Raw genomic sequence first — 12,443 nt, 5'->3', positions numbered from 1 at the left:
CTTAGTCGGAGATCACGGGAACACGGCTGGCCACGGCGCAAAGCAATTCGTATCCGATCGTGCCGCAGCGGCTTGCCAAGTCGTTGACGGGAATGTGTTCCCCCCACAATTCCACACGACTGCCTACGCGGGCTTGCGGAATATCGGTGACGTCAATGGTGAGCATGTCCATCGAAACAGCACCGGCCAGGGGAGCGATCTTGCCTTCCACCCAGGTCGGAGAGCCGTCGGGCATGGACCGCGGATAACCGTCGGCGTAACCGCAGGCAACCACCGCCAGGCGCGTCGGGCGCCTTGCTATCCAGCGGCTGCCGTAGCCCACGGCCTCTCCCGGCTCAATTTCACGCACGGCAATGATGTCCGCGCTCAGTGTCATTGCGGGTTTCAAGCCGAGCTGCTCGGAAGTCACGGAAGCGTCGGGACTCACACCGTAGAGGACGATGCCGCCGCGCACACCAACGCCGCCCACCTGCGGGTGCAAAAGCGTCGCAGCGGAATTGGCCATGCAAGCGTCGTAGTCTGCCAAAAGCGGCTTCATGCGCTCGAGCTGCTTGGCGACCGTCACCGGCCCTTTGCCGTCGAAGTCCTGTTCGGCATTGGCAAAGTGCGTCACGATGTCAACGACCTTGACTCCTTCGATGGCGTTGATTTCTTCAATCACGGCCGCTGCCTGATCGGGCAGAAAACCCAAACGGTTCATGCCGGAATTGACCTTCAGGTGGACCTTGAGGTTGGTGTGGCTCGTTTTCTTTAGCAGTTCAATCTGCCAGCGGGAGTGCACCACGGGCTCGACGTCGAGCCGTTCAAGTTCTGCAATATCCCCTTCGTCGAAAAAACCCTCGATCATGAGGATTCGCTTTGTCCAACCCGCCGCTCGCGCTCTCTGCGCTTCCCGCACTTCAATCAGCGCCAGACCGTCGGCCTGCGCAAAGCCTCTGACGGCGTTTTCCAACCCGTGTCCGTAGGCATTGGCCTTGACGACCGCCCAAAGCGTACGTCCCTGCGCCGCCTCCCTCATGCGGGCGATGTTGTGCTGCAGTGCCTCGAGGTGAATCAGTACGGAAATTGGTCTTGGCATTTACTTCTCGATGTTTTCTCGGAGGCGTCAGAAGCCTCCCGCTTTGCTCTGTATCAGTCTTTTTTAGTTGCCGGCAACGTTGCTCGGAACTCAAAGCTGAAATCCTACTCGAACGGCACCGAATCGGAAACTGCGGAAATGTGAATTGCCGAACTTTGCAACACTCTGAGGTCTTGGGCAGACAAGTCGCGGAAGTCTTCCATTTCGGGCACTCCGATAACCGGACAGCGTCAAAAGTCACAATTTTTCTTGCTGCCGCTTTCACAGGCTCAATGCTAAACTGCGGCCACGACAATGATCCCGGATGCTCCGTCCGGATTCGAGAGATTCTGACGATACTTTTTATGAAGCGCGGTTTCTACAACATTTTGGCGGCACAGTTCCTATCGAGTCTTGCAGACAACGCACTGCTGATCGCCGCCATTGCGCTTTTGGCCAGCATTCAGGCGCCAGACTGGATGACGCCTCTGCTAAAGCTCTTCTTTGTTTTAAGTTATGTGGGACTGGCCGCCTGGGTCGGCATCTTCGCCGATCTGATGCCCAAGGGCCGCGTGATGTTCATTACCAATGCGGTCAAAGTCTTTGGCTGTCTGCTCATGCTTTTCGGCTCCCACCCGCTTCTGTCCTACGCCGTCGTCGGCATCGGCGCAGCAGCATATTCTCCTGCCAAGTACGGCATTCTCACCGAACTTCTTCCACCGGAAAAACTGGTTATCGCCAATGGCTGGATCGAAGGTCTGACGGTCGTATCCATCATTCTGGGCGTTGTGTTGGGCGGCGTTTTGATCAAGCCTGAAGTGGCGGGTTATATTCTTCAAACCTTCCACCTGCCTGCAATTGGTCTGGATACCGATCCCGAAGCGGCTCTCTTTATCGTCGGCATCGTCTACGCACTTGCCGCCGCCGTCAACCTGACGATTCCCGACACGGGCGTTCGTTACGCGCGCCCCAACTTCGAGCCGATCGCCTCCATCAAGAATTTCTTCCAGTCCTGCTCTTTGCTCTGGCACGACAAACTCGGGCAGATCTCACTTTCGGTCACCACGCTCTTTTGGGGCGCGGGCGCCGTGCTTCAGTTTCTCGTTTTGAAGTGGGCCGAACAAGCACTCGGCATGCATCTTTCCGACGGCGCCATTCTTCAGGCTGTGGTGTCGATCGGTATTGCTCTCGGCGCCGTAGGTGCAGCAGCCTTCATTCCGCTTAAAAAGTCGCTCGTTGTTCTTCCGATGGGCGTAGCCATGGGGCTCGTCGTTGGCGGCGCAAGCTTCTACGACCAAAGTCTCATTCCCGGCGTCGTTGAGATCTTCGGCTTTGAAATCCGCAACGCTGTGATCGGTGCCTGCGGCATCATGATCGCCGTCGGTGTTCTCGCCGGCTTTTTCGTGGTTCCGATGAACGCACTGCTGCAGCACCGTGGCCACGTGCTCATGAGCGCCGGCCGTTCGATCGCCGTGCAGAACTTCAATGAAAACCTCTCCATCCTTGTGATGCTCGCCGTGTACTCCCTGCTGATTCACCTGGATTTCTCAGTACAGGCCGCCATGGTCATGTTCGGCGCCTTCGTAGCCTTGAGTATGTTCTGCGTCATCCTGCGTCATCGCAGCAATCAGAAAAAAGGCGACAGTCTGCATCTTATCGGCGAGGATGTTCGTCACGAACATCGCATCGAGCATTCCTAACTCGCCTCGAAAAATTTCCCAAGACGCCCGGTTAGCCAGCCGGGCGTTTTTGTTTGGACATTCGAGACTTCGTTGACCGACAGCAAACTGCTTAAGTACCACTCCTTGGTTTAATGCCTGCGAAGCATGTGTACGACGTGTCAGCAATGTCCGTGTGATCTGCCGTACCCATGTTTTCTGATGCATTTCAACGATTTGGAAAGGATCGCAACAATGAAAAAGTTGACTTCTTTGATGGTCCTCATGAGCAGCGCCTGCGTCATGAGTTCAGCCTTGGCCGCCAATCCCGCAAAAGTGATGGTGATGCTTGCGCCCGGTTTTGAAGAAGGCGAAACGGTCGAAATTCTGGACGTATTGCGCCGCGGCGGATTCCATGTTGACTCGGTCAGCATTGCCGGCGAACAGGTAAGCGGTGCTCACAAAATCACTATCAAGGCCGACAAGGTGCTCGGCAAAGACCTCAAGGCCTATCAGGACTACGATATGATCGTTCTGCCGGGCGGCTGGACGGGCGTTGACAACATGATTGCCGACCAACGCGTACACGAGCTCGTTCGTCACTACGACAAGTCCGGCAAGTGGGTGGCGGCCATGTGCGCCGCTCCCAACGTTCTGGCCAAGGCCGGCGTCATTCAAGGCAAGACCATTACGGCGTATCCCGGTAAAAAGACCGAACCTTTCTACACAGGCGCCACTTATGTACGCGACACAGTCGTGATTGACGGCAAGATGGTCACCAGCCGCGGCCCGGGCACCGCTTTGCCGTTTGCGTTCGCTCTCGTTGACGTTCTGGGCGGCGACAGTGACTTCATCAAGGGCCGATTCCTCTACAACGAAATGAAGCTCTGGCCCGATTGGCAGAAAGGAGCTTATCCGGCACAAGCCAAGAAGTAATTTCGATTTTTCTCCTCAACTCTCAGTCTCCTTCTCTTTGAGCTGTTTGCCTTGCGTAACGTGTTGCGTGGGTAAACAGCTTTTTTCATTCGTGCGCTCACGCAGTCTGTTGTTTTCTAAAGATTTTTCCAAAAAGCGAGCATTGTCTGACTTCAAGCAAGCTACTTAAGTAACGCCTTGCGGGAAGATTCTCCTGAAACAAAAAGCAGCGCAGCTGAAAGCTGACGCAAAAACCGCCAGGAGATTCAAATGCACTCTCTTCTTTCCGTTCTTTGCACAGGCCTGCTACTCGTGACAGCCGTCGCCAACGCGGCTGACAACGCGATGCTGGCAGAACGCCACGCCAAGCGAGGCGTAGCTTGCACGAGCTGCCACGTGAAGTCGCCCAACGACAAACCGACCATGACGCAGTGTCTGGCCTGCCACGGCGGCAGCTATGAAAATCTCGCCAAAAAAACCGACGAGAGCGACATCAATCCGCACGCCACCCACATGGGTGAACCGGAATGTTCCGAATGCCATTCCGGCCACAAGCAACCTCGCCTTGTATGCGACAACTGCCACGAATTCACCGACATCAAGGTTCCGTAAAGCCGATCTTTCATTTCCTCTAGGAGAACAAAAATGACATTTAACCGCAGAAGCTTCCTAAAAGCCGGCTTGGCCGCTGCCGTCACCGCTCCCGTCGCGGGCGTTCACGCCGTGGAATACAGCTCCAAGATCAAGTTCGACAAGACGGCCGACGTCGTCATTCTCGGTTACGGCGGTGCCGGTGCCTGTGCCGCCATTGAAGCGCACGATGCGGGCGCCAAGGTCTTGATTCTTGAAAAGCTGCCCCAGGGCGGCGGCAACACGGCCGTGTCATCCGGCGGCTTCATGGTGCCGAAGAACGCCGATGAGGCCTATAAGTACCTAAGTGCAACGTTTGAATTCGCCGACAGCGAAAAAGACGATGAACTCGTCAAAACCTTCTGCAAAGAAATCATGGGGGTCAAGGACTTCATCATCGGTTTGAAACCCGATACCAAACTGATGATCTACGGTCACGCCGGCTTCAAATCGCTGCCTGGTTCCGACACAATCGACAAGTACCGTATTCGCGGCAAGAAGCGCGGCGGCGATATGCTCTTTGATCAGTACCGCTATGCTGTTGAAGAAGTCCGCAAGATTGATGTCATGTACGAAACGCCCGCACTCGAAATCATTCGCCGCAACGGCGAAGTCGTTGGCGTCGTCGCTCAGAGTAACGGCAAGAGAATCAACATCCGTGCCAACCGCGCCGTGATCCTCACAACCGGCGGTTACGAATACGATAAACAAAGTCTGCGAACCTACGCGCTCGGCAAGGACATCCAGGGTCTGGGCTCGCCCGGTAACACCGGCGACGGTCTGCGCATGGCTCAAACCATGGGCGCGCGTCTCTGGCACATGACCTCCTATTCGTGCCCGGTCGGTATGAAAGTCCCCGGTCTGAAGTCCGCTGTGCAGCTCAACATCCTGGCTCCTTCTCACATCTGGGTCGACCAGGACGGCAAGCGATTCGTCAATGAAAAGGGCCTCGATAACCACACCTGCCTGTACGCGGTCAACCAGATGGATCCGATCCGTCACCGTTACCCGCGCATTCCGTGCTACCTGATCATGGACGAAAAGGCCCGCAAGGCAGGCCCCATCTGCGGCGGCGCCACCTCGGGCTACGCTCTGAACCGCGAAAACTACAAGTGGTCGAAGGACAACTCCGCCGAAATCGAAAGCGGCGTGCTGATCAAGGCCGACTCGCTCAAGGAACTCGCTAAGAAGATCAACGTTCCGGGCGAAACACTCGAAGCCACTGTGGCACGTTGGAACAAGGACATCAACAACGGCAAAGACACCGAATTCGGTCGTATCCTAAAGCGCGATCCCAAGGGCAAGACCGCTTTTGCCGGTCGTGAAGCTCCCATCGTTTCCGAACCGCTCGGTGCCGGTCCCTACTACGCCGTTGCTCTTTATCCGACCATGCTCAACACACAGGGCGGCCCGAAGAAGAACGTGCGCGGACAGGTGATGGATCCGCAGGACAAGCCTATCGCTCGTCTATACGCTGCCGGCGAACTCGGCTCAATGTGGGGCTCCATCTACCAGGGCGCCACCAACAACGCCGAATGCATCGTGTTCGGCCGCATTGCTGGCCGCGCGGCAGCCGCCGAAAAGCCCTGGGCCTAAGTTACTCTCCTCTCCTGTGAGCCTTCGGGTGCTCTGCTTCCATGCGGGCAGAGCGCCCGATTTCTTTACCGCCGAATCCTACAAAACGCCGCGTTCCAACAGAACCGTAAGAGGAGCCAGCGAAGCGACGTTGTGCACATCGAGTTTGCGATATGCGCCGAGACGATGGACCTGAACCGTACGTTCGCTGATGCCGAGTTTCAAGGCGATCTGACGATTGAGTTTGCCTTTGGCGACCAAAAGAATGACATCGCGCTCGCGTTCCGTCAGCAAAGCGTAGCGTTGTTTCCACTGCGCTTCGTCAATCGGCATAGCCCGTCTGTCGCAGTCTTCCTGCACAACCCAGGCAACGGTTTTGAGCAATTTTTCCGGATCCACAGGTTTCTGGAGAAAGTCGCGGGCGCCTTCCCGAACAGTGTGTACCGCCATCTCGATGTCGCCGTGCCCCGTAAGAAAAATGATTGGCAAGGGATACTCGCGGCGATTCATCTCGTCCTGCAGTTCCAATCCCGATATACCGGGCATGCGGACATCGAGAATCAGGCATCCCGGACGCGAAGGCATGTCGCTCGTCAGAAATTCTTTTGCACCGGTATAAGCAGCAACATCCCAGCCCTGCCCGACCAAAAGCATTTCCAGAGCGGCAAGCTGATCGACTTCGTCATCGACCAAACGAATCAGAGGTTTAACCGGCATCTGCGCCATTGTTTGTCTCCGTCAAAGGCAGTCGAATGCGTGCCACCGTATGTCCGGCTTCCCGCACGATTGAAAAATTACCCGAAGCGCGCTCAATAAGTGTTCTCACGATCAAAAGACCGAGTCCCAAACCGGATTTTTTGCCCGAACGCAACGGTACGGATGCGTTTTCCAGCGTCTTTGCGTCAGTCTGTCCATTATCCAGCACGGCAATTTCAGCAGTGTACTCATGTCGCGTCAGCACGACTCGGACTTTCGCCTCGTTTTGTACCTGGCAGGCTTCAGCGCCGTTTTTCATTACGTTAGTCAAGCAAAGCTCAAACTCCAACGGATTCCAGCAAATCGAAACGTCCTCGGGCGGGCGACGCAGCTCAAATTTCACTTTACGGTACCGCATCTGCATCACCGAAACGATCTTCTCAAGAGCCGAGCCGAGTTCAATCGGTTCTCTTGCCAGATCTTCGTGCCTTGCATAGCGCCGAACCTGAGTGACGATTGAAGTAATGCGCTCGCATTGTCTGAGCACCAGTTGCACGGTCTTGTCGATAAGCGGACTATGTTGGTCATCGTCCTGCAGATACCGGTCCAATGCATTACAACTATTGGAGATTGCCGACACCGGGCCGTTGATCTCATGCGCCAGCAAACTTGACATGGCGCCGATGACGCTGACGCGTTCAAATTGCGACAGTCGCTCTTTGGTACTCTGCACTTCCTGCATGGCGTCCTTTTCTTTTTGGATGGATTGTCGCAGCTCACGGGTGCGTACATCGACCAGGTGGCTGACTCTTCGGCCGTGCCACATCATGCCCACAACAGCCATCAGAAACAGCACAATGAAAGGCCAGTATTTCTGCAGAAAGTCGCCGACAGACTGGATTCGCAAATAGGCGTATGGACCGGCCCTGAGTGTTTTGTACAATTCGTCGGCCTTTAAAAAATCCGAAGCCACGCCCCAGGCAACACCGTCTTTCGTGGGCGGCATCGACAGCAAAGCTACAGTAAAGTCTCGGCTGGCCTGCCACGGTGCCATTGTCGTTGCCACAAACGTCCAGTTCGGATAGAGATCCGTTGAACGCAGACAGGCAAATTGCCCATCGTTGGCCTTGAGTCCAATCGGTCGGAACTGCGCCACCAGCTCCGGCTCTGTTTGCTTCAGTTCCTCAACCGTGCAGGCACGCGCCAAAGCAATTTCCGCTCGGCCATCTTGGACGGCAAGCAGCAGTTTTTTCATCGGCGAGCCCGCTGCCACGATCTCATTGAAAAAATTGTCAGGATCATACCCCTGAGCGGCCACTTCTCCCAACGGAACATACACGCCGGAAAACCCGCGCTCGAAGTTCGCAGCTGCACGCTTGCCTCGCATGTCAGCAACGGTTTTGATCGGTGAATCGTTGGGCACCATGAAAACTGTGCCGACCGCCTCGTTGGGATCGGGGGCCATCGGCGTCGTCATCGTTGCCAAATCCTTCAGCCCGCGACGGAAAACTCGGCGATAGAAGCCGGAAGCTCCGATGAAAAATTCGAACTCGTTGTTTCTTACGCCTCTCTCAAGATCTCTGACGAGATAGTTCTGAATCCGAATTCGGTACTGCGGAAGTTCTCGCTGCAGGTACTCGAACGTATCCTGAAATCCTTTGCGTTCGAACGGCGAAAAACTTCTCTCAATGTAACCGATACGAAGTAGCGGTCGCGTATCAATTTCGGGGGAGGTCCCGGCCGCATAAGATGACATCGTGATCGACAGAAAACAGAATGAACAAACCGACACCAAAATCTGTTTGATCTGCATGACAGAGGACTTCGGGAAAGTTAGCAAAAGAATGCGAGCGTCAACCTCGCGAAAAACGCCTGCAACACAGTCCATTGTAACGAATCGGAACGAACAAGTTTGGTTTGTTTCATGTCATTATTATAGGTTGGATATGAGCTGTTATTCAGCATTAATTTTCCATGTAACCACAGTAGTTTTCTTGTTTCTTCGGTACCTATATTAAGTCATATATAAGCTTTTATATATTCCTTTCTACTCTCGTATTTCATCGTTGATTTGCATCTCGTCTTGACAACATCAGCCGTCCGTCTGTTAATATGGCCGACGTTGACGATGCTAGAGCGCGTCACATTCGAGAGACTTTTACCGATTGCGAGAACCCGATATGGCTACCGAGATCCTCACCGTGTCCGATCAGTTTTCCCCCTCCTCCCGCCGAAAGGCCGTCTGCGCTTTTCTGCGCAGTTTCGCCGGTTCAGGCGACACCCAGTTCCAGTTTTCTCACTTCCCGTCAACTGACGGCAAGACTGTTTGGCTCGGCGAACACACCCTTTTAGCCGACTGTTTCGAAACGCTGGCGCTCGGCCACGGCATCCACGAGATGATGCACGTCGAGCACACCGACTTTGAAAAAGGTCAATCAGTTCACAACCTCATTCACCGACTCTTGAACGTCGTAGAAGACGTCCGCATTGATCGTCTCGGAGAAGAAAAATCTCCCGCCTACAGAATCTGGCGAGAAAAGCTTGCCGACTACCGAGAAGCCGACGGCACCTTGAGGGCAGTCACGACGCAGAAATTCACATCGGCTCCCATCGAATGCGTCGTGACTTGGCTTCACTGCGAACTGATGGCGCACGCCGGTTACCGCTGGGCACTGCGCAATCTGTCTCAAACCCGCGATCTTGTCCGACCGATGCCCAAATCAATCCGGCGAGCCTTGCTCAAGGAGTCCTTGAAGGTCGATCAAGCAAAATCCACCGGCGACTGTCTGAAGATCGCGCACAAACTTTTCAAGATCCTGACGCGGCTCAAAGCCGAACAAAGCCTTCAGCAAACACAGACCGGAGAACCGGAAACAGGAAAAACGGCAAACCTCTTTGAGTCGCACGAAGCGCAAAACACATCTGAAAACAATCCGGCTGAATTCATCGAAAAGCTTTTCGAACAGCCCATGAGCAGTGCGCCGGCAACGCAATACCGGATGCGACGAGCACAGTTGCCGACCACAGCCGACACCGTCGGCGCCGGCATTTGCGACGTCGAACCGGAATCCTCCTACAGATTGAACCGTTGGCCGTCGGACTCCTCGAAGCTCCGGGACTGCGGGCTTCGACGCGAATTCATTCGTCAGTTTCAAGAACTTCAAAAGAACCTCGGCAGCCTCACGCAGAAATTCTCGCAACTTCTTAAAACCAAGGATTATTTTGCCGACTATGGATTTCACAAATCCGGAAGCAATCTGCGCGACGATTGGGTCGATGCCATGGCCTGTTCCGATCACCGACTCTTTGAAGTGGCGGCCACGGGAAAAAGCGTGAACGCCGAAATCTGCGTGTTGCTCGATCGCTCGGGATCGATGGGCGTCTTGACGATGACACTTGCCAAAGCCGCCGTCAACGCTCTGGTGCGCGCCGTGGATCGCATCAAAGGTACGGCCTCGCGCGTAGCCCTCTTTCCTGGGCTCGACAACGACCATATTGCACTTCTCAAAGACACAAAGGAAACGCTTGCTTCATTTGAACACAAGCTGCCTCCGGTCGATGCCTATGGCGCTACGCCGATACAGGAAGCCATGCGCTGGGGATTGGATTCCTTCAAGCTGTCGCGAGCACGCAATAAGCTTCTGGTCATCATCACCGACGGACGGTTCAATGCGCAATACGCGCAGAGTATGCAGGAAAAACTCAAAGCCGCCGGTGTTGAATTCGCATTAATGTCTATCGGCATTAACAACAGCGAAGCGGCCAGAAACCACGTGTTGGTTCACCAACCCGATCAGATAAACAGCGGGCTCTTGCAACTGATGTCACAAACGGAGTTTGCAAGGACGCTCACGCGATAAAAAAAGTCCCGCACAGGTTTCAATTCCTGCCGGGACCGAAATTTTTTCAAACGAAAGTCGACGCTTTATCAGAGCTCGTCGCCGTACTTTTCAAGACACTTCTTGAGATGCACTTCTTCGCCGAGATCGTCATAGCACTCAAACGGCTGGTGAATCCAGGGGCTGTCCTTGAACGTGATCACGCTGTAGTCGGGCTTGAAGACAGAGCAGGCCTTAACCCAAAGAACGGCCACGCGGATTTCAGTGACTTCCGGATAGCACTTGCGCAGATGCTGAACCACACGGCGGATCGTTTCGCCCGAGTCGCAGAGGTCGTCGACCAGAAGGAGCTTGCCCTTGAGTTCGGTCACACCCGTGATGTACTTGGCAATGTCGAGATCACCCTGCACGGTGCCGGCCGCTTCGCGATAGGAGCTCGTCGTCATGATTGCCAGCGGCTTGCCGTAGATGCGGCTGAAAAAGTCGCCGGGGCGCATGCCGCCGCGAGCCAAGCAAAGCAGAGAATCAAACTGCCAGCCGCTCTTGGCCACGCGGGCCACAAGCCGTTCGCAAAGTTCAATATAGGTATTCCAGTCAAAATGGGCGTGGGTGGTTTCAGCCATGTCTGCTTAACGAATTGTGTGGGTTTGGTACGTCAAAAGGCGGAGTCCGTTGGGAAACCGCCTTTGTGTTTTTTGTTTTGAGGAGCGATTTTAGCTCAGGCCACACCGAAGGGAAAACTTTTTGGTCGTGCGGCCCGAACCCAGGCTCCATTAAGCGAACGGATCGTTCAAAAGAATTGTCTGGTTGCGATCCGGCCCCGTGGACACGAGAGCGATCGGGCAACCGGCCACTTCGGAGAGGCGCTGCAGATACTTCTGAGCGGAAGCCGGAAGATCTTCCCAACGAGTCACACCGAATGTGCTTTCGTTCCAGCCTTCGAACTCTTCGTAAACCGGTTCGCAAGCGGCGGCAGCGTCTGCACCATAAGGCATCAGATCGACCCTTTCACCGTTAACGGTGTAACCCACACCGAGCTTGACGGTCTTCATGCCGTCGAGCACGTCGAGCTTCATGATGGCAAGGCCCGTGAGGCCGTTGATCTGAACGGCACGGCGCAAAGCGGCACCGTCAAACCAACCGCAGCGACGCGGACGGCCCGTCACGGCACCGAATTCGTTGCCTTTGCGGCGCAGTTCTTCGCCCACTTCATCAAGAAGTTCGGTCGGGAACGGACCGGAACCGACGCGGGTGCAGTAGGCCTTGGTGATACCGAGAACGTAGTTGAGACGGTTGGGACCGACGCCGGCGCCGGCACAGGCCGAACCAGCCACGACGTTGGAAGAAGTCACGAAGGGATACGTACCGTGGTCGATGTCAAGCATTGAGCCCTGAGCGCCTTCAAAGAGGAACTGCTTGCCCTGATCCATCTGCGCGTTTAGTTCGGCGCTGATGTCGGCGACAAGCGGACGCAGACGTTCGGCATAGCCGAGCGTCTTGGCGATCACTTCTTCCGGATCGAGCGGTTCGGCATGCAGGTAGTTCTTGAGCGTGAAGTTGTGCAAATCCATCACGGAACGCACGCGTTCGGCAAAGCGTTCCGGATCGAACAGGTCGGCGACACGAACGCTGCGGCGAGCGACCTTGTCTTCGTAAGCCGGGCCGATGCCGCGGCCTGTGGTACCGATCTTGTTGGCGCCGAGCGCGGCTTCGCGAGCGTGATCCAGCGCCACGTGGTACGGCATGATCAGGGGGGCGTTGCCCGAGACGCGAATGCGCGGTTCAGCATCCACTCCGTGGCTCTTGAGTTCTTCGATTTCAGAGAAGAAGGCTTCGGGAGAAAACACGACACCGTTGCCGAGATAGCAGCGAGAGGTCGGATGCATGATGCCCGACGGGATCAGACGCAGAATCGTTTTTGCGCCGTTGATCACGAGGGTGTGACCGGCATTGTGACCGCCGTTGAAGCGAACGACGCCGTCGACGCGCTCGGTGAGCCAGTCGACAACCTTGCCCTTGCCTTCGTCACCCCACTGGGCACCGACTACCACGACATTTTTAGACATTGGGACT

General features: G+C 55.4%; 10 protein-coding genes. 5 read left to right on the top strand and 5 right to left on the bottom strand.

Annotation, left to right across the window (positions count from 1 at the left end; genetic code table 11):
- Window position 1: 1 nt before the first annotated feature.
- Window positions 2-1,078 carry an alanine racemase gene (gene alr, locus DW133_RS03365; RefSeq protein WP_118275243.1) on the bottom strand — a complete coding sequence of 359 codons (1,077 nt, stop codon included), beginning with the start codon at window positions 1,076-1,078 and terminating at the stop codon, window positions 2-4.
- 344 nt (window positions 1,079-1,422) lie between these two features.
- On the opposite strand from alr, the gene lplT reads away from it, so the two are divergent.
- The 4 genes from lplT (at window position 1,423) to DW133_RS03345 (ending at window position 5,856) form a co-directional block, all read left to right on the top strand.
- Window positions 1,423-2,757 (top strand): lysophospholipid transporter LplT, encoded by a 1,335-nt coding sequence (lplT, locus tag DW133_RS03360; RefSeq protein WP_118275242.1) that lies wholly within the window; start codon window positions 1,423-1,425, stop codon window positions 2,755-2,757.
- Between the two features lie 213 nt (window positions 2,758-2,970).
- A complete protein-coding gene (locus DW133_RS03355; RefSeq protein WP_199588783.1) occupies window positions 2,971-3,651 on the top strand; it encodes a DJ-1 family glyoxalase III in 681 nt (226 codons plus the stop codon).
- A gap of 249 nt (window positions 3,652-3,900) precedes the next feature.
- Entirely contained in the window at window positions 3,901-4,242 is a 342-nt protein-coding gene (locus DW133_RS03350; RefSeq protein WP_118275241.1) for a cytochrome c3 family protein, read from the top strand.
- A 33-nt stretch (window positions 4,243-4,275) separates the two neighbouring features.
- Complete coding sequence (locus tag DW133_RS03345) at window positions 4,276-5,856, top strand: FAD-binding protein (protein WP_118275240.1); 1,581 nt, start codon at window positions 4,276-4,278, stop codon at window positions 5,854-5,856.
- Window positions 5,857-5,934: 78 nt separating this feature from the next.
- On the opposite strand, the gene DW133_RS03340 is transcribed toward DW133_RS03345, so the two are convergent.
- Together DW133_RS03340 and DW133_RS03335 are read right to left on the bottom strand one after the other, a co-directional pair.
- Window positions 5,935-6,561 carry a response regulator transcription factor gene (locus DW133_RS03340; protein ID WP_233542098.1) on the bottom strand — a complete coding sequence of 209 codons (627 nt, stop codon included), beginning with the start codon at window positions 6,559-6,561 and terminating at the stop codon, window positions 5,935-5,937.
- The gene (locus DW133_RS03335; protein ID WP_158571102.1) at window positions 6,542-8,344 is read right to left on the bottom strand and encodes a PhnD/SsuA/transferrin family substrate-binding protein; all 1,803 of its coding nucleotides are present in this window, start codon (window positions 8,342-8,344) and stop codon (window positions 6,542-6,544) included. The genes DW133_RS03340 and DW133_RS03335 overlap by 20 nt, the downstream gene beginning before the upstream one ends.
- A gap of 367 nt (window positions 8,345-8,711) precedes the next feature.
- On the opposite strand from DW133_RS03335, the gene DW133_RS03330 reads away from it, so the two are divergent.
- Entirely contained in the window at window positions 8,712-10,391 is a 1,680-nt protein-coding gene (locus DW133_RS03330) for a VWA domain-containing protein (RefSeq protein WP_118275238.1), read from the top strand.
- Between the two features lie 68 nt (window positions 10,392-10,459).
- On the opposite strand, the gene DW133_RS03325 is transcribed toward DW133_RS03330, so the two are convergent.
- Entirely contained in the window at window positions 10,460-10,993 is a 534-nt protein-coding gene (locus tag DW133_RS03325; protein ID WP_118275237.1) for a phosphoribosyltransferase, read from the bottom strand.
- Window positions 10,994-11,143: 150 nt separating this feature from the next.
- Window positions 11,144-12,436: an adenylosuccinate synthase gene (locus tag DW133_RS03320; protein WP_118275236.1), complete on the bottom strand. Its 1,293-nt coding sequence runs from the start codon at window positions 12,434-12,436 to the stop codon at window positions 11,144-11,146.
- Window positions 12,437-12,443 lie beyond the last annotated feature (7 nt).

Origin of the sequence: Sutterella sp. AM11-39, from assembly GCF_003472385.1 — a bacterium.
Classification (GTDB): domain Bacteria; phylum Pseudomonadota; class Gammaproteobacteria; order Burkholderiales; family Burkholderiaceae_F; genus Duodenibacillus; species Duodenibacillus intestinigallinarum.
This window is presented reverse-complemented; position numbering and strand designations above follow the sequence as displayed.